Raw genomic sequence first — 23,389 nt, forward strand, 5'->3', positions numbered from 1 at the left:
CTGAGCGAATCGCCCACTAATGTAGAAGAAACCGTCGCTGGGCTGAAACACCTAATTGCGATGGGTTAACAAGCAATTTCTATCAGTCCTGATAGCGCTTCAACATGGCCCGGGCGATCACCAATTGCAGCACTTGGCTGGTGCCCTCGTAAATGCGCAGCGCCCGTGCGTCCCGATAGAGCCGCTCGACGTGATGCTCGGCAACGTAGCCCGATCCGCCGTGGATCTGCAGCGCCCTGTCGGCGATGCGGGACAAGGCCTCGGAGCAGAAATACTTGGCCGCGGCCGCCAGCGAGCGCGCATCGCCTCCGCGCTGCAAGGTCTCGGCGGCCTGCATCACCAGGGAGTGCCCCGCCAGATACTCGGTTTCCGAGTCGGCCAGCATCGCCTGAATGAGCTGGAAGTTGGCGATGGGCTGGCCGAACTGCTTGCGCTGCACCGCGTAACGGGCGGCCTCGTCGATCAGCCGGCGCGCCATGCCGACCGCCGAGGCGGCGACGCTGATGCGGCCGCTGTCGAGCACCTGCATGGCGATCTTGAAGCCCTGCCCGAGCCCGCGCTCGCCCCCGATCACGTTCGAGATCGGCACCCTGACGTCTTCGAAGATTACGTCGCTGATGGGAGAGCCCCGCTGCCCCAGCTTCTTTTCGGCCTTGCCAATGTGCAGCCCCGGGGTATCGCGTTCGACGATGATGGCGCTGATCCCGCCCGCGCCGGGGGTGGATGGGTCCGTCCGCGCCATGACGGTGAAGACGTGGGCGCGCGTGGCGTTGGTGATGAAGCGCTTGGTGCCGTTGATGACCAAGGTGTCGCCGTCACGCTCAGCCCGGGTTTTCAGGTTGGCGGCGTCGGAGCCCACGTCGGGCTCGGTCAGGCAAAAAGCTGCCCTGAGCTCGCCACTCGCCAGCCCTGGCAAATACTTGCGCTTCTGCTCCTCCGTCCCAGCAAGCACGATGCCTTTGCTGCCTATGCCGACGTTGGGCCAGAACACCAGCCGGAATGCCGGCGAGGTGTAGCTGAACGCCATCTGTACTTGCAGCTCCTGCATCAAATCGAGCTCGCACCCGCCGTACTCCTCGGGAATGCCCAGGCCGAAGAGGCCCATCTGCTTCATTTCCTCGATGACCTCGGGGGGGACCTCCTCGTTCTCCTCCACCTGCCGTTCCAGCGGCATCAGCCGCTGGCGGATGAAGCGGTCAATGGCGTCGAGCAGTTGGGGAAAGGTTTCCTGATCGAATGCCGACATGGAATTCCGCTCCATTCATTGATTGACGAACAATGCGTCGAGCGCGACCACACCCTCTCCCGCCGGCAAGGCGATGAGCGGATTGACGTCGATCTCGGCGATTTCCGGATTGGCGAGCATCAGGTCAGCGAGCTGGCGCACGACCCGCGCGACCGCCGCGACGTCCACGGGCGGCTTTCCACGCAGCCCCGAAAGCAGCTTGGCTCCCTTGAGCCGTCCCAGCTCCGCGGCGATCTGTGCTTCAGTCAGGTCCGGCGCGAGCAGGCGCACGTCGTGCAGCGCCTCGATCCAGATCCCGCCCAGGCCAGCCATCATCACCACGCCCCAATTCGGGTCGCGCCGGCCGCCGACGACCAGCTCGAGGCCGGGCCGCGACATGGCTTCGACCAGCATGCCATCCAGCTCCAGGCCTGGACTATGCTTGGCCACCGCCGCCGTCATGGCATGCCAGGCGGCCTCCAGGGCAGCCGCGTCGCGCAGCCCGACGGCCACGCCGCCGGCGTCGCTCTTGTGCATGAGCTGGTCGGCCTGTGCCTTCAGCACGACGGGGTAGCCAATCTCGGCCGCCCGCTGCAGGGCCTCATCGAGGGTGCGCGCCAATCCTCCCTGGGGAACCGGAATGCCCAGCTTGCGGAGTACCTCTTTGCCCTTGTACTCGGCCATCGGGCCCGACGCCAGCCCGGGCAGGCGCAGGCCACCGCCCTGGGCGCGGACCGCCGCCGCGGCGTGCAATTGCCCATAGCGGTGGACGTGCGCCATCGCCCGCATCGCCCGCTCGGGAGAGCGCAGGAACGGCATCCCGCTTTCACGCACCTTGGCCAGGAACTCCTCTCCCAGCGGCGAGCTGTCGCCCATGATGACGAAGCAGACGGGTTTGCGCGACTTCTGCATCACGGGCAGCAGCGAATCGGCCTTGGCCACCTGCTGCTCGGGCGAGCCGCCCATGAGCGGCATGATGAGGCTGCCGACGCCGGGGTCGTCCAGGATGGCCTGCGCCGACTGGCCGAAGATCTCCGGCTTTTGCATGCCCATCGCCGTCAAGTCGAGCGGGTTGTCCGGCGCCATGAAGTCGGGAAGAATCGCCGACAATTTGTTCATGGTCTCGGGCGAGAACTCCGCCAGCGGCAGGCCGACGTCTTCGCAGAAATCGAGCGAGACGCCACGCAGCGCGCCGGAGTTGGACGCCACGGCAGCCTTCCCCTCCACCACCGGCTCGGGGTATTTGGCCAGGATCGCCGTCACGTCGAACAGTTCGTCCATGGTGTTGACCACCACGACGCCTTCGCGCTCGACCAGCGTGCGCATGACTTCGAAGTCGCCGGCCAGCGCGCCGGTATGGGATTTCGCGGCTTCCCGCGCGCGCTGGCTGCGGCCGGGATGCATCAGCACCAGCGGCTTGCCCAGCTCCCTGGCCCGCGCGGCCACCTGCAGGAACTTGGCCGGCTGGCGCAACATCTCGACGAATACCGCAAATGCATCCACGTCGGGCGCGTCGACCAACGCCGCCAGGAAATCCTCCGCTCCCAGCACGGCCTCGTTACCCGTCGAGATGGAAAACGAAACGCCGAGCCCCCTGCCATGGAACGCTTGGCGCAGGTTGCCATTCATCGCGCCGCTCTGGGCCACGATGCCGATGCGCGGCCCGCCCTTGGCCGAAACCGGCCGCACCGGCTCGAACGTCAGCGGCGCAGCGTCCGCGAAGTTGATGAAACCGAGGCAATTGGGGCCCAGCACGGCGACGCCATGGTGCCGGGCGATTGCGGCGAGCTCGTCTTGTGCGGCCTTCCCGGCTTCGCCCAGCTCGGCGAAGCCGGAGGCAAAGACGACAGCGCCGCCCACCCCGCGCCGCCCGCAGGCGGCGATGGATTCACACACCGCAGCCTGCGGCACGACCAATACCGCCGCATCGACGCCTTCCGGCAATTCGTCGATGGATTTAAAGCAGCGGATACCATTGACTTCGTCGCGGCTGCGGCTGACCAGGTGCAACTGGCCCGCATAGCCGAAGCGCTTCAGGTTGGCCAGCAGCAAGCCGCTGACCGAAGCCGGATCTGGGGAAGCGCCGACGACCGCGATGGACTGGGGCCGCAACAAGCGGTCCAAGGCAAAAGAGGACATGCGGATTTCCTGATCGATCAGCGTTGATACGGGCCAAGTCCGGGCTTGAATTTTTTCTCGTCGAGGAACTGCTTCATCGCGGTTTCGCGGCCGCGCTCGGGGTCTTGGAAGGTACCCTGGTCGACCTTGGCCATCAGGTAGTCACCGGCCTGCTCCCAGGTCATTTCGGCGGCATAGCGGTGGGCGATCTTGGCCTGGCGCAGGACGGTCGGATTCTTCTGCATCAAGACCTTGGCCAGCTCTTTGGTGCGCTCGCGCAGCTTCGCAAGGGGAACGGCCTCGTTGACCAACCCGATTTCGGCCGCGCGGCGACCGTTGAAGGTCTCGCCCGTCATCACGTAGTACATCGCCTCGCGTTCACGCACCAGGGTGGCGAGCGCCCGGCTCACGACGCCCGCCGGGATGATGCCCCAGTTGATTTCGGACAGGCCGAAGGTTGCCTCTTCCGCTGCGATGGCCAGGTCGCACGACACCAGGGGCGTGAATGCGCCGCCAAAGCACCAGCCGTTGACCATGGCAATGGTCGGCTTGGAATAGAAGCGCAGCTGGCGCCACTGCCACAGCGCATTGGCGCGGAAAAGACGCGTGCGCTCCTTGGGATCATTGTCCGTCGCGCGGAAATATTCGCGCAGGTCCATCCCCGCCGAGAACGAGTCGCCGGCACCGGTCAGCACCATCACTTTGCAGCGGTCGTCGGACTCGAGCTCCTCGAGGATGCGCACCATGTTGTAGACGATGCCGGGGTTGATCGCGTTGCGCTTCTCGGGCCTGTTCAGCGTGACCCAGGCGATGCCGTCTTCGAAATCGACGAGGACGGGCGGCTTATCGGCATTGGCCTGCGAGGTGGTGTTGTTGGTCGTCATAGATGTCTCCTCGATGAGTTGAAACGATACTGATCTCGTGAGACATACTATATAAAGCTTGTTTATATAAATCAACCTGTTTTTGTGAGCGAACGCCGCGCCCGGGGTACGCCCCTTTGGCGAAAGGCACGTGAACCAGGGGCGGGCGCCCTTGCCCCCGCTCCCCGAAGCGAATCAGGCCCCCAAGGCCAGCAGGGACGGCGGCACGCCGATGGCTTCCATCTCCCGGAACACGGCATCCACCCAGGCTGGACCGACGTCCGCGCCGTGCGCCTGCTTCCAGGCCGGGCATTTGTCTTTGTCGATCAGCAGAGCGCGGATGCCTTCCCGGAAATCTCCACGGGTACAGCACCAGATAGCGGCCCGGTACTCCATCGCGAACACCTGTGCCAGCGACAGGTGGCGCGCCCGGTGCTGCAATTCCCAGGCCAGGCGCGCCGTGCTGGGCGCCCCGGCCGCCAGGCTCGCCTTCGCGCCCTGGAGCCAGGAATCCTCGCCGTCGTAGCGCAAAATGGCAGCCAAGACGTCATCGAGCGCCGGCGCCCGGCATAGCTCGGCAATGAGGTCGAGGTTGAGGCGTAAGGGCCCAGAAGCCGGCTCCGGTAGGCATCGGCAGGAGTCCAGGACCTCATGCAGCAGCGAGTCGTCCCGCCGGCGATCGCCGCTCCACGCTTGCCCGGCCAGGTCGCGAAACACCTGCGGCTTGCGCGCCTGCGGGATGTGGTAGTCGGCCCAGCCGACATACAAGGCGTCCGCGGCATGAATCGAGGCGCCGGTCAAGGCGAGGAAGCGCCCCGTTTTTCCCGGCATCCGGCCCATGGCCCAGGACATGCCTACGTCGGGAAAGAGGCCGATGGCGATCTCGGGCATGGCCAGGCGCGAGGTTTCGGTCACCACCCGGTGGCTGGCGCCTATCATCAGGCCCATCCCGCCTCCCATCACGATGCCGTTGCCCCAGCACAGGAAAGGCTTGGGGTACGTGTGGATGAGGTAATCGAGCGCATACTCCCGCTCGAAAAAGCGGGCGATGTTGGCGGGGATGCCCTGGCCGTCCCATGCCTGCATTTCGCGATACACGCTTTGCAGATCGCCCCCGGCGCACAATGCCCTGCCCTCGGCCTCCAGCACCACGATTGCCACGGTGGGATCGACCGCCCATGCCTTCAATCGCTCCGACAGTGCATCGACCATCTGGAGGGACAAAGCATTGAGCGTGGCCGGCGCGTCGAGCGTGGCAATGCCGATGCGCCACCCGCCGGTGGCGGCGACTTCCTGGAATCGAACGGTAGCCGGTGCGAAGCTCATGGCCGTGCGCGCGGGAAATCAGGAAACCGTGCCTGCCGCCTGCGCGTGCGCGCCCCGGCGCATGAACAGGGCCGCCACCCCAGCCGCCGCCAGCACGGCGAACAGCAATCCGCTCCACACTTCATAGCGCACGCCCAGCAATTCCACGGCGGCGTCCGCGCAAGTGGCGTAAATCCCGAACACGGAGGGCCAGGCCGCCTCCAGGCCGGAAGCGGTCATGAAGCGATCGGCAAACGTCTGCGCGCAACTGAGCGACTGCGAGGCCACGTTGTGCTGGTACCCCGCGGCAGCCAGGCCGCCCAGCGCCAGCACAGACGCGATTCCGGCACATACCTTCTGCGCCGCCGCAATCCTGCGCAAGGCCAGGCCTACGAGCGACGCCAACGCGGCGGCCAAATAAATCACGCGCTGCAGGACGCACCAGGCGCAAGGCTGCATATCGAAAACGTGTTGCGACACCAAGGCGACGGCGACTGCCGCCAAACCGGCGACGGCGACGAAGGCGAGCAGTCGATCAACGGACAATGTTCTCATGGATGACGCGAAGCTTCCTCAAGGTAGACGTAACTCAGCCTGGCGCAGCAGACCCAACATCAATTCCGAAGCGCCTTCCCATACGATCTGCACGCCCAGGCACAACAGGATGAACGCGGAAAGCCGCAGGAAAACGGCCGTTCCCGAGTCTCCCAGCAGACGCAGTAGCTGCGGTGCATACCTAAAGCACAGCAACACCGACGCGGCCACCAGCGCCAGTCCGAACACAGCGCCGACGATGCCGGTGGCGCTCATGGCGATCGAGGTTGGATCGTGCAGGCTGGCGCCGACCGTAATGGCCGCTGCGATCGAACCGGGGCCGCAGGCGATGGGAAAAGTCAGGGGATAGAAGACGCGGCGATTGGCCATTTCGGCGGTAAAGCCTTCGGCCATGCGCGCGGAACGCTCGGCGTCCCCGTCGCTGGAATTGAGCAGCCTCCAGGCGCTCGCCACGACCAGCAGGCCGCCTCCGACCCGCACGATGGCAAGCGAAATACCGAAGAAATCCAGCACCACGGAGCCGATGAGCATGGCGGCGAGCAGCAGCATGAACACGTTGCGTGCGATCTTGCGCGCCAAGACCTCCCGCACGCCCGGGGTTGCGCCCTCTGTCAGGGACAAAAAGATCGGCGCCGTGGCCGTGGGATTCAAGATGGGGACCAAAGTTGCCAGGGCGAAAAGAAAGCTCTTGCCCAGCGCCAGCCCATAAGCTTCGATCAACATGATCGAAGTGTATGGGAAATGACTTCAGGCCGCAGCGTTTCGCCGCGGCGCATCCTCAAGGCGCCATGGCGGGGCTTGGGCGATCAGCTCCGCATACACGTCGCCAACTAGGATCAGCGCCGGCCCGCCGCCCAATTGGCGGGCCGCCTCGGGCAACCTGGCCACCGTCGTCGGCAAAATGCGTTCGCCAGGCAGGCTGGCGTTCTCGACCAGCACGGCGGGCCGGCTTCCCGGCACTCCGGCCGCTGCCAGGCCGGCGACGATGGCCTCGGCCTGGCGGCTCGCCATGTACAAAACCACCGTATCGGCCCCACGCGCGGCGTCGGCCCAGGCATGGCCGGGCTCTCCCTGTCCCACCGATGGCGTCAGGAATACGACGCTGCGGCTCAACCCTCGCCGCGTAAGCGAAATGCCCACGGAGGCGCTCGCCCCGAAGGCGGCGCTGATGCCCGGAACGGCCTCCACCTCGATGCCGGCTTCGGCCAGGGCGGAGATTTCTTCCTGCGCCCTGCCGAACAGCATCGGATCCCCGCCTTTGAGGCGGACGACACAGGCATGGCGTCGTGCGGCATCGACCAGTTGCTTGTTGATGAAGTGCTGGGCCGTGGAGAGCCGGCCGCACCGCTTGCCCACGGCGACCTGCCGGGCCTGAGGGGCCAAGGCCAGCACCTCTTCATCGACCAGGGCGTCGTGGAAGACGACGTCGGCCTGCGCGAGGATGCGGGCCGCCCGCAACGTCAGCAGGTCTGCGGCACCGGGGCCCGCGCCCACCAGGTATACCTTGCCCATCGTCAGCTCCACCGCTCCAGGCGGCCCGCTACGCTGGGGCGGATCGCGGGGGTACCCTTCATGCGACAGCCTCTGGAAGCGGATAGCTTTTCTGGTAGGCTGCCGAGAACGTCGCAAGCGCCTGGAGGGCCGCTTGCGGATCATGCCCCGGCTTGACGGCGAAGCTGTCGAACCCCGAACGCGCCTGGTAATAAACGGTGTCGATCATGACGTCGCCGACCGCCCGCAGCTCGCCCGTCCACCCGTAGCGCGTACGAAGCAGGTAGGCGATGGAATATCCCCGGCCGTCGGTATAGGCCGGGAAATCGATCGCGATCAGCGCCAACCCGCGGGAATCGATGCGGCCGCCGTCGGCCAGCGCAGCCGGATCATCAGCCGGGCCGAGCAGCACCCCAACCGGCCGGGCGCGTTCGCGCAACTGGGCGGAAGCGGCTTGCCAGACCGAAAGCGGCACGAGCCAATCGCCGGCCTCCGGCGGCAGCGGCTGCCCTTCCGTCGGCTCGAAGCGCTGCCAGGTGTCGACCTCCAGCCGGCCATGGCGAATGAGCGTGGGCGTCTTGGAATCAGGCATGGGCCACCTCCGCAACGGCCTTGGCCGCCTTGCGCTCGGCATACACCCGTTCCTTGAACGGTTCGATGCCCACCCGCTCCACGACATCGATGAAGCGCTCTTCTTCGCTGTCGCGCAGCGTGAGGTAGGTTTCCACCAGCTTGGCGACGACATCCGCCACCTCCTCTCGCGCGAACGAGGGGCCGATGACCCGCCCGATCGCCGCGCCGCCTCCCCGCGTCGATTCGATGTCCGGCAAAGGCTTGGCGGAACCACTCTGGCGGCCGCCGAGCGTCACCTGGTACCACTCCTGCCCTGCCTTGTCCACCCCGAGGATGCCGATGTGCCCGACATGGTGGTGCCCGCAGGAGTTGATGCAACCCGAAATGTTCAGGTCCAGCTCGCCGATCTCATACAGGTAGTCGAGGTCGTCGAAGCGACGTTGAATGGCCTCGGCCACGGGAATGGAGACAGCGTTCGCGAGTGCGCAGAAGTCTCCGCCCGGGCACGCGATGATGTCGGTCAGCAGCCCGACGTTGGGTGTCGCCAGGCCGAGCTCGTCGAGCGCTTTCCACAAGTCGTAGAGCTGGCTGCGCGAGACGTCGGCGAAGACTAGGTTTTGTTCGTGCGTCACGCGCATTTCGCCAAAACTGTAGCGATCGGCGAGGTCTGCGACCGCATCCATCTGGTCCGCGGTAATGTCGCCAGGAGGAACCCCCGTGCGCTTGAGCGATAGGGTCACGGCCGCATAGCCCGGCACCTTGTGCGGGTGCGTATTGCGGCGCAGCCAACGTGCGAACCGCGGGTCGCGGCTCGCGTATTCGGCGGAAACGTCTGGCCCCGGATCCGCTTCGTAAGGCGTGACCGTGAAGCGCTCGGCAATGGCTTGCACCTGCTCGGCCGTCAGCGTCTCCGGACCGTCCTTGATCGCTTTCCATTCGCGCTCGACTTCCTCGGCGAACCCTTGGGGCGTCAAGTCTTTGACCAGAATCTTGATGCGCGCCTTGTATTTGTTGTCGCGCCGTCCGTAGAGGTTATAGACGCGCAAAATGGCCTGGAGGTAGGTCAACAGATGCTGCCAGGGGACGAAGGGATTGACCAAATGCCCCACGAGCGGCGTGCGGCCCAGGCCACCGCCGACCCAGACGCGGAAGCCGACTTCGCCGTCTTGCTCGACGGCCTGCAGTCCGATGTCGTGGACCCCTACTGCGGCCCGATCCGTCACCGCGCCGCTGACCGCGATCTTGAACTTGCGCGGCAGGAAAGCAAACTCAGGATGAAACGTGGACCATTGGCGTATCAATTCGCACCAGACCAGCGGATTGACGATTTCGTCAGGTGCGATGCCCGCGAACTGGTCCGTCGTCGTATTGCGGATGTCGTTGCCGCTCGTCTGGATGGCATGCATCTGCACCTTCGCCAGTTCCGCCAGGATGTCTGGCACGTCCTCCAGGCGCGGCCAGTTGAACTGAATGTTCTGCCGGGTAGTGAAATGGCCATACCCGCGGTCCCATTTGCGCGCGATATAGGCCAAGGTGCGCAGCTGGCGGGACGCCAGCATGCCATAGGGAATGGCGATGCGCAGCATGGGCGCGTGCCGCTGGATATATAAGCCGTTTTGCAGCCGCAGCGTGCGGAATTCGTCCTCGCTCAATTGCCCGTTCAGGAAGCGCCGCGTCTGGTCACGAAACTGCGCGACGCGCTGATCGACCAGCAGTTGGTCGATGGGTTGATACTGATACATGCAGCAAGCCTCTAGAGGTGGCCGGATGGCGGAAGGCGGAGGCCGGCGCTCTGCCGGCGGCGGGCGTAGGTATGCGCTTAGGACACGCCCAGACCGCAGCTTACAAATACCGCGTGATGATTAAAACGACCGGTTCGTAATGTGCATATATCGGAATTTGTCTAAGAAGCGCGCGACAGCAAAACAAGCGCTTATATTCGACGCCCGGCTGTGATGCCTGGCCAGGATTACCGACAGGCCGAAAAAAAGCGCGCACCTGACGATGCGCGCCTTCGCACCAACGTTCACACCAGACTCTTCGGTCAAACGTCGTTCGGGGCGTATCCCAGATTGACCTGCAAGCCCCCCGGCGCCACTTTGTCGCGGTTGTTGCGCACGTGCTCGATGTGGTCCAGGTACTCAGGCGTCACATCGCCAGTAATGTAGTGACCATCGAAGCACGAGGTTTCGAACTGGGTGAGGTTGGGATTCATGTCGGTTACGGCCTGCCGCATGGCGGAGAGGTCTTGGTAGACCAGCGCATCGGCGCCGATCACGCGCGCGATTTCCTCATCCGTGCGTCCATGTGCGATCAGCTCGCTGCGCGTGGGCATGTCGATGCCGTACACGTTGGGGAAACGCACGGGTGGCGCGGCAGAAGCAAAGAACACCTTGTTGGCGCCGGCCGCCCGGGCCATCTCGACGATCTCGCCGCTGGTCGTGCCGCGGACGATGGAGTCGTCGACGATGAGGACGTTCTTGCCTTTGAATTCCTCGCTCATGGCGTTGAGCTTTTGGCGGACCGATTTCTTGCGCACCGCCTGGCCGGGCATGATGAAGGTCCGGCCGACGTAGCGGTTCTTGATGAAGCCTTCGCGGTAATCGAGGTTCAGTCGCGCGGCCAGCTGCATCGCGGCGGGACGGGCCGAGTCCGGGATGGGCATGACCACGTCCACCTCGCCCAGGCGCAGGTTGCGGGCGACTTTGTCCGCAAGGTACTCGCCCATGCGAAGCCGGGCACCGTACACCGAGACGCCATCCATCAGCGAGTCCGGACGGGCGAAGTAGACATACTCGAAAATGCACGGGCTCAGCTGCGGGTTGTCGGCGCACTGGCGCGACGACATCCGGCCGTCGCGGTCGATGAAGATGGCCTCTCCCGGCGCCACGTCGCGCTCGAGCTTGAAGCCCATGCCCTCCAGGGCGACCGACTCGGAAGCGATCATCCACTCGACGCCGGAGTCGGTCTCGAGCTTGCCGAGGCACAACGGCCGGATGCCGAACGGATCGCGGAACGCCAGCATGCCGTATCCGGCAATCTCGGCCACCACCGCGTAGGCCCCCCGCACGCGGCGATGAACGGCCGCGACCGCCTTGAAAATGGCGTCTTCGTCCAGCGACACCCCGGTGGACGAACGATGCAGCTCGTGCGCCAGCACGTTGAGCAGCACCTCGGAATCGGAGTTCGTGTTCATGTGCCGGCGATCGACGCGGAACAGTTCCTCGCGCAGCGACTCCCAGTTCGTCAGATTGCCGTTGTGGGCAAACGTAATGCCGAATGGCGCATTGACGTAGAAGGGCTGGGCCTCTTCCGCGCTGGAGCTTGAGCCGGCGGTCGGATAGCGGACTTGGCCGATGCCCGAATTGCCGGGCAGCGCACGCATGTTGCGCGTGCGGAAGACGTCCCGCACCAGGCCATGCGCCTTGAACATATTGAACGTATTGCCCTGCGACGTGGCTATGCCCGCCGCATCTTGACCGCGATGCTGCAACAGCAGCAGGCTGTCGTAGAGCAACTGATTAACCGGTGCGCCCGAGACGACACCGACGATTCCACACATGAGAGCCTCTTTTCAGCAGCACAAACTTAATAGCGGATCCAGTCCGCAAACTGTTCCGGCAGGTACGGCTTGACCGCACGCGCACCCTCTTCGGCGTACGGCGACAAGACCGCCTCGGTCCACCACGACTCCTTGGGCAAAGGCGTAAACCCCGCTGCAACCACCAGAACCAGCACGATGACCACGCCGCGCACCAGGCCGAACAACGCACCCATGCCGCGGTCGGCGAGGGACAGCCCCGTCGCCTTGATCAGCATTCCCAACGCAAGATTGACGACACCTACCGCGAGGAGCACCGCGATGAACACGCCTGCATAGGCAACCACTGCCCGCAGGCCCGAATTCTCGACCAAGCCCGCCAGCCAGTCGTACGCGGCGGGACCGTAGCGCACGGCGCCAACGAACGCCGCGACGTATGCGATCAGGGACAGCACCTCTTTGACGAATCCGCGAAAGAGGCCGATTACCACCGACGCCCCAAGTATCAGCAAGACGCCGTAGTCGAAATGGGTCACAGCGGCACGATGGAACTACTAAAGCCTGCCGACGTGATGCGCGCCCGCGCTGCATCGGCAGCCTCGCGCGTGGCGAACGGACCGACCCGGACGCGGAACACGTCACCCTTGCTGGTCCGGACGCGCTCGGTAAAGCTCTTGATGCCCGCGGCGCTCAACCGGTCGCGCATGTCGTTGGCGCGCTCCTCGGTGGAAAACGCCGCGATCTGCACGGCAAAGCCGCCCTTGCTTTCAGACTTGGGTGCCGCCTCGGCCAGGGCCCCACCCTCCAGCAAAGCGCGGGCACGCGCCGCCTCGGCCCGGGCGGCATCGCTCTGCGACGGACGCGTGGGCGCACTCGCCGCCGGCTTGGGCGGCTCAGGTTGGACAGGCGCCGGCTTTGGAGGTTCAGGTTGCGGCGCCGGCTTGGCGGGCTCGGGCTTAGCGGGTACGGGGGCGGCGGGCACAGGCGCGGCCGGCTTTTCCTCGGCGGGCGGCTCCGGCTCGGGCGCCTTGGCCACTTCCGGGGCGGCATGCCGGTCGGGAATCTGGATGGGGATATCGTCGGGCAACAGGGGCGGCTCGGAATCGAGCACCATGGGCAGCACGACTACCGCTGCCAAGACCAGCGCGATGGCGCCGACCAGCCGGCGCCGCGCACGCCGGCGCGCTTCCTGTGCGGGATCCTGCGATTCGCCGCCGGCTGCATAACCGGCGCGGCTGGACTTGGCCGTCGTGGAGGCCGCCTTTTTCTTGCGCTCGAGCAATCCCATTGATACGTCCGGCTAAAACACGCGGCGGTGCCTCGGGTAGCGCCTGCAAGGCCGGGCTCAGCCCGCGTGGGCAGCCTTGGCCGTGCGCATGGATGCCAGCACACCCGCCACGGTAAGGAAAGATCCGAAGACCAAGATTCTATCACCCTCTCCCGCCCTCTCTTGCGCTGCGGCAAAAGCCGCGGCCGGATCGGCATGGACTTGGATGGACGACTCCTTGTCTTCCTTGACCCCGAGCGCGCGCAAACGCGCTGCGAGCTCTTCCCCGCCCAAGCCGCGCGGCCCCGGCAAGCCGGCGCACAGCCAATGGTCGACGCGTCCGCCGAGCTTGGCGATGACGCCATCGACGTCTTTGTCGCCCAGCATCCCGAACACCGCGTAGGTGTAGGGAAAAAAGCCCATGTTGTCGAGATTCTGGGCGAGTACCGCCGCGGCATGAGGATTGTGGGCCACGTCCAGGATCACCGTCGGCCGGCCAGGCAGGATCTGGAAACGCCCTGGCAGCTGCACCTGCAGCAGTCCGAGCCGCACGGCCTGCTGGGGCACCGGCAAGCGGTCGCGCAGCGCCTCGAGCGCAGCGAGCGCCGCCGAGGCGTTGAGAAGCTGGTTTGCGCCACGCAGGGCCGGATAGGCCAACGCATTGCGCCGCTGGGCGCGACCGCCATAACTCCACTGCTGCTTGTCGCCCGCATAGTTGTAATCGCGCCCGAAGCGCCAGAGGTCGGCGCCTATGCTCTCGGCATAATCGATCAGCGATTGCGGTGGCACCGGGTCGGCGCAGATGGCCGGCTTGCCGGGCCGGTAGATGTGGGCCTTTTCCCAGCCGATCTTCTCCCGGTCATCGCCCAGCCACTCGACGTGGTCCAAGTCCACGCTCGTCACGATGGCGCAATCGGCATCCACGACGTTCACGGCATCGAGGCGCCCTCCCAGGCCGACTTCGAGGATGACCGCGTCGAGGCCGGCACCGGCGAACAACCGAAGGATGGCAAGGGTCGTGAGCTCGAAATAGGTCAGCGAGACCTCCCCGCGCGCCTCGTCCACCGCAGCGAACTGCTCGGCCAACGCCGCGTCGCTCGCGGGCTCGCCATTGATGCGCGCGCGCTCGTTGAAATCGAGCAGGTGCGGGGAGGTATACAGCCCGACGCGATAGCCCGCCGCCAGCAGCATGGCCTCGAGCATGGCGCAGGTCGATCCCTTGCCATTGGTGCCGCCGACGACGATGGTGACCGCGTCGAGCTTCAGGCCGAGGCGATCGGCCACGGCCCGCACCCGTTCCAGCCCCATGTCGATGGGGCGGGCATGGATGGATTCGAGATAAGCCAGCCATTGCGCGAGCGGGCTTTGCGCGTTGGGACGGGAGACGGGGGAAGGAGACGACATGAGGAGGGAAGGACCGGAAAAGCAAAAGCGTAACTATAGAACGCTCTTGCCCGGCCACGCGGTGAGAATGTCGTAGCCGTCGTCGGTCACGGCGACCATGTGCTCCCACTGGGCCGAGAGCGAGCCGTCCACGGTCACCACGGTCCAGTCGTCGTCCAAGACCCTGACTTCATGGCGGCCGGCGTTGAGCATGGGCTCGATGGTAAACACCATTCCTTTCTTGAGGCGCAGTCCGGTTCCGGGCTTGCCGTAATGCAGGACCTGCGGCGCCTCGTGGTACTTGCGGCCGATGCCGTGGCCGCAGAAATCGCGCACCACCGAGAAACCGGCATCTTCCGCATAGGCCTGTATCGCGGCCCCCACGTCGCCCAGCGTGGCGCCGGGCCTGACCGCGGCGATGCCGCGCATCATGCTCTCCAACGTCACGTTGACGAGGCGCTCGGCCTCGGGGGAAGGCTTGCCGACGAAATACATCCTGCTGGTGTCGCCGTGCCAGCCGTCCTTGATGACCGTCACGTCGATGTTGACGATGTCGCCCTCGCGCAGCACATCCTGGGGCTTGGGGATGCCATGGCAGACGACATTGTTGATGGAGGTGCACAGCGTCTTGGGAAACCCGTGGTAGCCGACGTTGGCCGGGATCGCTTTTTGCACCTTGGTGATGTATTCGTAGCAGCGGCGGTCCAGTTCTTCAGTAGAGACGCCGGGCTGCACGTACTCACCTATCATCTCGAGGACCTCGGCCGCCATGGCGCCCGCAACGCGCATTGCTTCGATTTCTTGCGGGGACTTGATCGTAATGGCCATGCGGAAGACTCCATGTTTGTTCGATTTTAGCGCCGCCCACCGGCGGTTTCCCCGCCCTGCACGCCTCCCGCCCCACGCACGGCCGTCGCCGCCCATCGATCGAGCGAGGCCATGACACGATGCGGACGGACCAACACGTCGAGCGAACCACCGTACCGAGCCTGCATGTCGGCAAGCGTCGCCGGGGTCGCCGAGTGCGCCTGCGCATGCGCGGCCGACCAACGGCGCTCCACGTCCAAGGCAAGCGCATAGGGCAAGTAGCGCTCGTACCGGGCAAGCACGGCGTCCGGGGCCAGGGTGTCGGAGGCTGGCTCAGGATGCGCCAAGAACTGCCGGAAACCATCCACTTGTGCGCGCAGCGCGCGACCTTGGTCGGTATAGCCTTGCAGCCCCGCTGCACCCATGCACACCACGGCAAGGAGCACGAGCGGCGTGAGGCCCACGAACAGCAGGGGCCATGACTCCGCGTGCCTGTGGATCAGCACCACGCCAGCGACCAAGCACGCTACCGCCAATGCGCCCAGGACCAACCTGCTTGGAAAGCTCGTGGCGCCAGAGCGCCATTGCGCCTGCACGGCGAACAACGCGGGCACCGCCGGCAACGGCACGAGCATGCTCCACGCCTCCCATGCAAGCAGGCTACCCTCGCGCACGAGCGCCAACCCCACGAGGCCGGCAGCCAGGAGCAACCAGAGATAGAACGCCTTGCGTGCCCAGCCGTCGGCCTTGTAGAAAAGGACGCGTCCGTAAGTTTCCTCCAGGCGCTTGCGCTGCGCGTCTTGTGCCTCGTCATAGCAATGACGGTAGAGACCGTCCAGCCGCAGCAGGCTGCGCCCGCCCGAAAAGAATCGACTGAGCATGCCGTGGAGCAGCCCGTCCTGCCGGGCATCGCCGCCGGCCTGGTTGGAGAGGCGCTCTAGGTAGCGGCCATCCTCCTGGACGCGCAGCCTGACCGAGCGGCGCGCCAGCAATTCCATCATCCCCGACAAGAAAGCCCAGCGGTCATACTCCTTGCGGTACACATAGCGCAGCGCCGGCGCGGAAAGGCCTTCCGGAGGTTCGGAAACCGGCGCCTGGTTGCGCCGCACCCGGGCTCCGACCCGCAGCCACGTTGCCCCGTAGTAGAGCAAGATCAGCACCGCGCCCAGCGCGGCCGCCCAGATCTCGGCCCGGTCCTGGACGCCGTGCCACCAGGCGCGGACCGGGCCAGGCCGCTGGACGAACCCGGCCGGCCAAGCCAATTCGACGGCCATGTTCTCGCCGGGAGCCAGTCCGCGGGTAGACACGAACACTGCGCGGCCCGGCTCCCGCTCCACGAGCTCGCCCGGGCTGCCCCCGCCCTCTCCCGCCACCTTCGCGTCTTCGATGGGAGCCTCTTCCGGCAGGACGACGCGCACGCGCACCTTGTCGATGGGCAGGTTCCAGGCCCCGCCCGTGGCATCCCAGGCGAGGCGGTCCTGCCCGCCCGCTGCCTGCAGCTGGCGCGTCACCCGATAGGTCAGCGTATATTGGTATTCCCCGGGCCGGAACACCACATCCTGGCGCCCCGTCGCGATGCGCACGCCGTCTTTGAGGCGAGAGACGGCAAACGACTCGGGGCGCCCGTCCCGCCTCACCGACACGACATCTAGCCTCGCGTTGATCCAACTGCCATCTGCCCGCCGGTAGAGCTGCGCGAAATCCCGCTGCAAGCCGTACCGTATCTGCTTGCCGATGGAGCGCACGCGCAGATTCTCGGTAACCAGCAAATCGCCGTCCTGCTCGACCTTGATGTCGCTGAAGAACTCGAGAATGCGCTCGTCGGCCCACGCCTGCCCCACGGCCAAGAACAGCCAGCAAAGCGCCGAGAGCCAAATCCTCATGCGCGGCCTCCCATGCGGCTGAACGCGTCGCTGCCCAGCTTCCCGCCGGCGCCCACCGCGTGCAACAGCCCGGCATGGATGAAAAAGCAAAACAAAAAATGCCCCCACGAAATTGGCCTGCTTCCAGACATGACACCAACCCTGCTGTTTTGGCAGGACTGTACCACCGGCCACGGCCGCCCAAAGCGCAAGAGCTCACTTGTTTGCAGATCCGTCCCCAAGGTTTCCGCCGCGTCGCCGTCGGCCCAGACAGGGCACGGCGCGCACACCCCATTGACAGCTACGGAATCCATCAATAGAATTTTTTGAACTACTTGTTCATTTTTGTACATACATCCTTCAGGAGTATTCCCATGGCATCGCCCCTCATCGGTATCAGTGGCGCAGGCATAGGCGGATTGGCGGCGGCGATCGCTTTGCGCAAGCTCGGCCTGGAATCCGTGGTTTTCGAGCAGGCGCCGCGCTTTGCGCGCGTGGGCGCAGACATCAACCTCACGCCCAACGCCGTGCTTGCCCTGGACGGCCTCGGCGTGGGGGATGAATTGCGCAAGACCGCTGCACGCCCCACCCATCGCATCAGCCGCACCTGGGATACGGGTGAGGAAACCTCGCGCCTGGAAATGTCGGAAGCCGCAGAGAAACGCTACGGCGCGCCCCAGCTCACCATGCACCGCGCGGACCTCTTGTCCGCGCTCGAACAAGCGGTGCCGGCCGACACCATCTACCTGGGCAAACGCACCACGCGCATAGAAGAAGGCGCAGACGGCATTACCGTCCACTTCGAAGATGGGACCTCCCAGCGGGTCGATGTGCTGGTCGGAGCCGACGGCATCCATTCCACCGTTCGCAAATACCTGCTGGGGGACGAGTATCCGGAGTTCACCGGCGTCGTCGCCTACCGGGCTGTCGTTCCCGCATCGAAATTGGAAGGGCTGCCCAACCTCGGCGCGTTCACCAAATGGTGGGGGCCCAACCTCGATACGCAGATCGTCACTTTCCCGCTCAACCGTGGGCGCGACATTTTCATCTTCGCCACCATCCCGCAAGACAGCTGGCGCCACGAATCTTGGACCATGCCCGGCAGCGTCGACGAGCTGCGTGCCTCTTACGCGAACTTCCATCCCGAAGCACGCGCGCTGCTCGATGCCTGCGACGAGGTGCTGAAGTCTGCCTTGTACGTCCGCGACCCGCTGCCCTCCTGGTCCCGCGGCAACATTACGCTCCTGGGCGACGCCTGCCACCCGATGATGCCCTTCATGGCGCAAGGCGCCGGCATGGCGATTGAAGACGCGGTCGTCCTCGCTCGCCAGCTCGCGCATACGCCGGACGATCCAGCCGCAGCCCTGAAGCGGTACGAAGCGGCCCGCCTCGACCGCACGGCGAAGATCCAGATCGGTTCGCGCAGCAACAACTGGCTCAAGGAAGGCGGAAATGCCGATTGGGTCTACGAATACAATGCCTGGGGTGTCCCCCTGGCCTGATCCCCATGCCCCGTACCGCCGAAGCGCTCGACGACGAAACTCCCGCCAAGACCCAATTGGTTTCTCCCGTGCAGCGGGCGTTCCGCCTGCTGCGCTATGTCGTCGAAGGCGGCAGCACGTCGAATTTGAGCGAGGTCGGACGCTCCATCGACGTCAACCGGGTGACCGTCATGCGGCTGATCGCCACGCTCGAGCATGAAGGCGTGCTCGAGCCCCTTCCCCAGGGAGGCCACCGCATCGGCCTGGCCTTCCTCAAGCTGGCCACGGCCGCGACGGCGGCCAACGACATGCTCGATCTCGGCCGACGCGTGCTGTCGACCGTTCGCTCGCGGTTGAACGCCTCGGCTTACTTGGCGACGCTCGACGGCGGCCATGTCGTCTACATGTTGCGTGACATGCCCGAAGCAGGCCTGGTGAGCAACATCAAGGTGGGCAGCCGGGTGGCCGCGCACCTGACGACCCCGGGCCGTGTCTTGCTGGCTTGGCAACCGAAGGCCGCGCTCGAGGTCCTCCTGTCCGGTGAACCGCTTGCCGCCGCCGATGCCCGCAAGCTGAAAGCCCAAATCACGGCTGACCGGGAGCGCATCTGCGCCTGGAGCTTTTCCGGCTTCGAGCAGGGCATCAACTCCTGTGCCGCACCGGTGTTCGGTCCGCTCGGCGATGTCACCGCCGCCATCAGCGTCGCCGGCCCGGAAAATGCGCTCGGCGCAGGCGAGGACTCCCGCGCGCTTGCGGAACGGGTCGTCATCGAAGCTGCGCGCGACCTGTCTTCATTGCTGGGCTGCCGGACTTACCCGCCGGCGGGTTGAGCGCCGGGTTGCCTGCCCGGACGGCGTACCGGCCTCGGGCAACACGCTCAAGAGATTGGCCCCCGTACGCGACAAGTGCTGGCGCAGGATCTCGCATGCACGCTCGGCGTCGCGGTCGAGCGCCGCATTAAAAATCGCCTCGTGTTCGGCTGGCACATTGCGGTCTGGCGAGTTCGTCGCCAAGAACAAACGCCGGTAGCGATCCCCGAGGTCATGCAAGGTATTGCAAAAGCGCAGCAACAACGGCATCCCGCAAGCCGAGAATAGCGTGATGTGAAAGGCCCGGTGAGCCCGCTCCCAAGCAGGCAACTTGTCGCCGCTGCGGTCGACGGCCTCCAGTCGGCTCAAGCGGTGATACGTCGCCACCAGGGCATCTTCCCACTTTTCGTCGCCCCGCTTGATCGACTCGGCGAGCGCCATCACTTCGAGGTTCAACCGCAAAGCCGTGACCTGGCGGAAGTCGTCCGCCGACACTGGCGCGACCCGATAACCCTTCTTGTCGGTCGTCACGACAAGGCCGTCAGAGACCAATCGGGTCAATGCTTCCCGCAGCGGACTCAGGCTGACGTCGTAGTGTTCCCGCAATTCGTCCAGGCGCAGCTTGCTGCCCGGCAACAACTCCCCTCCCAGAATCGCATTGCGCAGCGCTTCAACCAAAGTCGTTGACAAGGTCGGACCGCTGGCGGGTGTCGTATCAAGGAGTGTGGTCATGCTGAACTCAAACAGAAAAGGAGCGAAGTGCAGTTCACATTCTAGCCGGTTCCACGCCGTCTCCCCCAAATAATCGATTTATCCTAAAAACGTGAGTTTTCAAAAATAATCGATTACTATTGCATGATCGATAAGGAGATGAGATGGCCCGACCCGATCCTCAATTTGTCCAAGATACGTTCGGCCCCTACGCCGACCCGCAGGCCAGCAAGGAACAGCGCGCGCAAAGCTACCGGGAAATGGCAGGGTTCCTTCCCCCCCGTGTCGAGGCACGCCTAGACGTCACCGGTGCGCTGGACCCCGTCATGGTCGACCTCCAAGAAAAAGTCCGCGCACATGCCCTGGAGTCCTCGGTCTTCGACGAAAAGCAAGTCCAATTGCTGATCTTCGGCATGCTGGTCGTCGAATTGAGCGACGCAGCCATCATCCATGGCGTCGCCGCCCGCCGGGCCGGCGCGACTTGGCAGGAGCTGCAATCGGTGGTGAACCTGGCCTACGTTTTCCGGGGGGTGTCAGCCGCCAATCGCGGCGCGGAAATGCTCATACGCATCGCAGAGCGCGAACGGGAACTGTCCGCTCAAGACTGACTGGGAGGAGACCGCCATGCAACCTTGCCAAGGCCCTGACCGGGCGACCCGCAAGCCATCCTTTGCCGTCCCGCGGGGCGCATGCGATTGCCATGCGCACATTTTCGGCCCGCGGGAGCGCTTTCCTTTTTCGCCGGAGCGCAGCTACACCCCCGAGGACTGCACCGTCGATCAATACCGGGATTTGCTTGCCACCTTGGGCTTCGACCGAGGTGTCCTGGTCCAAGGCGGCGCGCATGGCACGGATAACTCCGCCATGCTGGACGCCCTCGAGAAACTGGGTCCGCGCATCAAGGGCATTGCCGTGCTGCCGCCCGGTACTCCCTTGCGTGAACGCGAAGCCCTGCACCAGAAAGGCGTGCGCGGTTTCCGCATGTCCACGGTCGTGTCGGGCGGCGTGGGCTTCAACCAGCTCGAAGCACTGGCTGCCGAGGCCGAAGAAATGGGATGGCACCTGCTCCTCCATTTCCATCGCTCCGAAGAGCTGGTTGCTGTGGCCGACCGTTTGCGGCGCCTCAGATGCCACTACGTACTGGATCACCTTGCGCGCATCCGCGCCGACGAAGGCATCGAATCGGCCGCATTCGCCACGGTCATGTCGCTGCTCGAGACAGACCGCTGCTGGATCAAACTGGCGAGCCTGTATCGCCTGTCGAGCAAACCCTACCCCCACGAGGACATGCTCCCCATGATCCACCGCGTCGTGCAAGCGCGGCCGGATCGCATGATCTGGGGAAGCAACTGGCCGCACCCCATACACACCGGCCCCATGCCCAACGACGGAGACCTCGTGGACCTCATCCCCCTGTGGGTACCCGACTCAGAGCAGCGCCGGCAAATGCTGGTGGACAACCCGGTGACGCTTTATGGGTTCACCCCGGCCGATCTGCCCGAGTGACCCGACGCCTGCCCTCACATCATCGATCACGACATACCCTGGAGACTACACATGAATTTCCATCCACGCGCGCTTACCGCTCTTGCCCTAGTCGCCGCCTCGGCCTGCGCGCATGCGGCCTATCCTGAAAAGCCCATCACCTTCGTCGTGCCTTTCCCGCCCGGGGGCACTACCGACATCATTGCGCGGACGCTGGCGGCCCGCGTCGGCGCGGAGCTGAAACAAACGGTGATCGTCGAAAACCGTCCGGGAGCAGGTGGCAACGTAGGCGCGCAAAGCGTGGCGCGTGCCCAGCCCGATGGCTACACGCTGCTGCTGTCCACTGCCGGCCCCCTTAGCATCAACCAACATCTTTACAAGAATCCTGGGTACGACCCGGTGACGAGCTTCGCGCCCGTCGCGCTCCTGGCGGCCGTGCCCATCATGCTCGTGGCGAACCCGTCGGCCCCGTTCAAGACCGTCGCCGAACTCATCGACTACGCGCGAAAGAACCCGAATAAGCTTTCCTACGGATCACAAGGCAACGGCACGACCAGCCACCTCACGATGGAGCTGCTCAAGACCCAGGCAGGCATCAACATCCAGCACATCCCGTATCGGGGTAGCGCGCCTGCGGCGACCGACTTGATGGCAGGCGTGGTGCAAGTCATGTTCGACAACTCGCCGAGTACCCTGCCCTACGTCAAGGCTGGCAAAATGCACGGCTTGGGCGTCGCGTCGCCAAAGCGGGTGAAAGGCATGGAGGATCTGCCCTCCGTCTCCGAAACCTTGCCCGGATTCGCTTCGGAAGCGTGGTTCGGCCTGGTCGCGCCGGCCGGAACGCCCGAGGCAACGGTCGATTTGCTGAACAAGACGATCAACAAGGTTCTCGCCAGCGCGGAATACAAAGAGGAACTCGCGAAATCGGGCACCCAGCCCCTGGGTGGCACGCCAGCCGACTTTGCACGCTACCGGGACGCCGAAACGGCCAAATGGGGAAAAATCGTCCAGGCGGCGGGCATCAAACTCGACTGATCCGCACCGCATCGACGATATCCCGGCCCGGCTACTCCCTTCCGTGGAACCGGGCGCGGACCTGCGCGGCCGTCGCCAGGGGCCGCCCCAGCGCGGCCGCCACCTCGGCAACTTGCCGCACGAGCGCCGCGTTATCAGGCGCCGTGGAGCCGTCGCGCAGATAGAGATTGTTCTCGAACCCAACCCGAACATGGCCGCCCAGCGCCGCGGCGGCCGCTGCACACGCGTGCTCGTGGCGGCCGAACGCACACATGGCCCACGGATACGCGTGGTCGTAGGCTTCGAGGAAAGGCAGGAGATCCGTCGGCGACGAAACCTGTCCGGCGCTGTAGCGCCCCAGGACGAACAATATGAACCAGGGGGCATCCGGTACCACGCCACGGCGCCGGTAATTCATCCAGCGCTCCACGTCGCCTACGTCGTACAAGATCACCTGGGTCATCACGCGTTCCCGAGCCAGCCACGAAAACAGCGACTCGACGCGCGCATCGGCCTGCGGCCCCAGGGCAATCTCGCGCAGCCCGACCGATACGGCCTCGGGCTTGACCGCCATGACGGCGGCTACCTGTTCGTCGGGGGCGTACACCCCGGCCGCCTCGGTCGTGATCTGGATCACGAGTTCGTTGCCGACCGCCTGCCTGACCGCTCGCGTGGCCGCCAAGTATGTGTCCGGCTCCAGGCTGTGCGACTGATCGGCCTTGCGCACGTGCATGTGCAGCATGGCGGCGCCCGCATCCAGGCATTGCTTCGCCGTCTCGGCCAGCTGGCCGGGCGTGACGGGCACGGCAGGATGATCAGACGTTTTCTTATAGGCACCATTGGGCGCCACGGTCAAAATCAGTGGGGCATCGAGCTCTGCAGGTGCTGCTCCTTGCATG

22 protein-coding genes are annotated in these 23,389 nt (G+C 65.2%); 5 read left to right on the forward strand and 17 right to left on the reverse strand.

Features of this window, described 5'->3' with window-relative positions; genetic code table 11:
- Window positions 1-82 precede the first annotated feature (82 nt).
- The 15 genes from Q0319_RS09815 to Q0319_RS09885 all read right to left on the reverse strand — a co-directional run bounded on the left by Q0319_RS09815 (window position 83) and on the right by Q0319_RS09885 (window position 17,011).
- A complete protein-coding gene (locus Q0319_RS09815; RefSeq protein ID WP_296464647.1) occupies window positions 83-1,246 on the reverse strand; it encodes an acyl-CoA dehydrogenase family protein in 1,164 nt (387 codons plus the stop codon).
- A 15-nt stretch (window positions 1,247-1,261) separates the two neighbouring features.
- On the reverse strand, window positions 1,262-3,364 hold the full coding sequence (locus Q0319_RS09820; RefSeq protein ID WP_299452035.1) for an acetate--CoA ligase family protein: 2,103 nt from the start codon (window positions 3,362-3,364) through the stop codon (window positions 1,262-1,264).
- Between the two features lie 17 nt (window positions 3,365-3,381).
- Window positions 3,382-4,227, reverse strand: coding sequence for a p-hydroxycinnamoyl CoA hydratase/lyase (locus Q0319_RS09825; RefSeq protein ID WP_299452038.1), 846 nt, complete (start codon window positions 4,225-4,227; stop codon window positions 3,382-3,384).
- A gap of 174 nt (window positions 4,228-4,401) precedes the next feature.
- Window positions 4,402-5,532 carry an enoyl-CoA hydratase/isomerase family protein gene (locus tag Q0319_RS09830; protein ID WP_299452041.1) on the reverse strand — a complete coding sequence of 377 codons (1,131 nt, stop codon included), beginning with the start codon at window positions 5,530-5,532 and terminating at the stop codon, window positions 4,402-4,404.
- Window positions 5,533-5,550: 18 nt separating this feature from the next.
- The gene (locus Q0319_RS09835; protein WP_299452044.1) at window positions 5,551-6,066 is read right to left on the reverse strand and encodes a disulfide bond formation protein B; all 516 of its coding nucleotides are present in this window, start codon (window positions 6,064-6,066) and stop codon (window positions 5,551-5,553) included.
- A gap of 18 nt (window positions 6,067-6,084) precedes the next feature.
- Window positions 6,085-6,789, reverse strand: coding sequence for a MarC family protein (locus tag Q0319_RS09840; RefSeq protein WP_296470118.1), 705 nt, complete (start codon window positions 6,787-6,789; stop codon window positions 6,085-6,087).
- Between the two features lie 24 nt (window positions 6,790-6,813).
- Window positions 6,814-7,578 carry a uroporphyrinogen-III C-methyltransferase gene (gene cobA, locus Q0319_RS09845; RefSeq protein ID WP_296470120.1) on the reverse strand — a complete coding sequence of 255 codons (765 nt, stop codon included), beginning with the start codon at window positions 7,576-7,578 and terminating at the stop codon, window positions 6,814-6,816.
- A 58-nt stretch (window positions 7,579-7,636) separates the two neighbouring features.
- Entirely contained in the window at window positions 7,637-8,149 is a 513-nt protein-coding gene (locus Q0319_RS09850) for a DUF934 domain-containing protein (protein WP_296470122.1), read from the reverse strand.
- Window positions 8,142-9,872 (reverse strand): nitrite/sulfite reductase, encoded by a 1,731-nt coding sequence (locus Q0319_RS09855; protein ID WP_299452049.1) that lies wholly within the window; start codon window positions 9,870-9,872, stop codon window positions 8,142-8,144. The genes Q0319_RS09850 and Q0319_RS09855 overlap by 8 nt, the downstream gene beginning before the upstream one ends.
- 302 nt (window positions 9,873-10,174) lie before the next feature.
- On the reverse strand, window positions 10,175-11,692 hold the full coding sequence (gene purF / locus Q0319_RS09860; protein WP_296466868.1) for an amidophosphoribosyltransferase: 1,518 nt from the start codon (window positions 11,690-11,692) through the stop codon (window positions 10,175-10,177).
- Between the two features lie 26 nt (window positions 11,693-11,718).
- Window positions 11,719-12,207, reverse strand: a complete 489-nt coding sequence (locus Q0319_RS09865) for a CvpA family protein (protein WP_296466871.1) — start codon at window positions 12,205-12,207, stop codon at window positions 11,719-11,721.
- Window positions 12,204-12,959, reverse strand: coding sequence for an SPOR domain-containing protein (locus Q0319_RS09870; RefSeq protein WP_296466874.1), 756 nt, complete (start codon window positions 12,957-12,959; stop codon window positions 12,204-12,206). The genes Q0319_RS09865 and Q0319_RS09870 overlap by 4 nt, the downstream gene beginning before the upstream one ends.
- A gap of 57 nt (window positions 12,960-13,016) precedes the next feature.
- Window positions 13,017-14,342 (reverse strand): bifunctional tetrahydrofolate synthase/dihydrofolate synthase, encoded by a 1,326-nt coding sequence (gene folC / locus Q0319_RS09875; protein ID WP_299452053.1) that lies wholly within the window; start codon window positions 14,340-14,342, stop codon window positions 13,017-13,019.
- A gap of 33 nt (window positions 14,343-14,375) precedes the next feature.
- Window positions 14,376-15,149 (reverse strand): type I methionyl aminopeptidase, encoded by a 774-nt coding sequence (gene map, locus Q0319_RS09880; RefSeq protein ID WP_296466880.1) that lies wholly within the window; start codon window positions 15,147-15,149, stop codon window positions 14,376-14,378.
- A 26-nt stretch (window positions 15,150-15,175) separates the two neighbouring features.
- Window positions 15,176-17,011 (reverse strand): DUF2207 domain-containing protein, encoded by a 1,836-nt coding sequence (locus tag Q0319_RS09885; RefSeq protein WP_299452056.1) that lies wholly within the window; start codon window positions 17,009-17,011, stop codon window positions 15,176-15,178.
- Between the two features lie 353 nt (window positions 17,012-17,364).
- Here Q0319_RS09885 and Q0319_RS09890 point away from each other — a divergent pair, with 353 nt between their 5' ends.
- Window positions 17,365-18,492 carry an FAD-dependent monooxygenase gene (locus Q0319_RS09890; RefSeq protein ID WP_296466886.1) on the forward strand — a complete coding sequence of 376 codons (1,128 nt, stop codon included), beginning with the start codon at window positions 17,365-17,367 and terminating at the stop codon, window positions 18,490-18,492.
- A gap of 5 nt (window positions 18,493-18,497) precedes the next feature.
- On the forward strand, window positions 18,498-19,301 hold the full coding sequence (locus Q0319_RS09895; protein WP_296466943.1) for an IclR family transcriptional regulator: 804 nt from the start codon (window positions 18,498-18,500) through the stop codon (window positions 19,299-19,301).
- On the opposite strand, the gene Q0319_RS09900 is transcribed toward Q0319_RS09895, so the two are convergent.
- Entirely contained in the window at window positions 19,263-20,012 is a 750-nt protein-coding gene (locus Q0319_RS09900; RefSeq protein WP_296466946.1) for a GntR family transcriptional regulator, read from the reverse strand. The two genes, Q0319_RS09895 and Q0319_RS09900, sit on opposite strands and share 39 nt — an antisense overlap.
- A gap of 143 nt (window positions 20,013-20,155) precedes the next feature.
- Between Q0319_RS09900 and Q0319_RS09905 the strand changes: the two genes are divergently transcribed.
- From Q0319_RS09905 to Q0319_RS09915, 3 genes are read left to right on the forward strand one after another with little or no spacing between them, the layout of a single operon-like run.
- Entirely contained in the window at window positions 20,156-20,599 is a 444-nt protein-coding gene (locus Q0319_RS09905; protein ID WP_296466949.1) for a carboxymuconolactone decarboxylase family protein, read from the forward strand.
- Window positions 20,600-20,615: 16 nt separating this feature from the next.
- Window positions 20,616-21,497 (forward strand): amidohydrolase family protein, encoded by an 882-nt coding sequence (locus Q0319_RS09910; RefSeq protein WP_299452060.1) that lies wholly within the window; start codon window positions 20,616-20,618, stop codon window positions 21,495-21,497.
- A gap of 51 nt (window positions 21,498-21,548) precedes the next feature.
- Entirely contained in the window at window positions 21,549-22,511 is a 963-nt protein-coding gene (locus tag Q0319_RS09915; protein ID WP_296466955.1) for a tripartite tricarboxylate transporter substrate binding protein, read from the forward strand.
- Window positions 22,512-22,542: 31 nt separating this feature from the next.
- Here Q0319_RS09915 and Q0319_RS09920 read toward each other — a convergent pair whose 3' ends face one another.
- Complete coding sequence (locus Q0319_RS09920) at window positions 22,543-23,388, reverse strand: 3-keto-5-aminohexanoate cleavage protein (RefSeq protein WP_299452063.1); 846 nt, start codon at window positions 23,386-23,388, stop codon at window positions 22,543-22,545.
- Window position 23,389 lies beyond the last annotated feature (1 nt).

The organism is uncultured Pigmentiphaga sp. (assembly GCF_937950555.1).
GTDB lineage: Bacteria > Pseudomonadota > Gammaproteobacteria > Burkholderiales > Burkholderiaceae_B > Pigmentiphaga.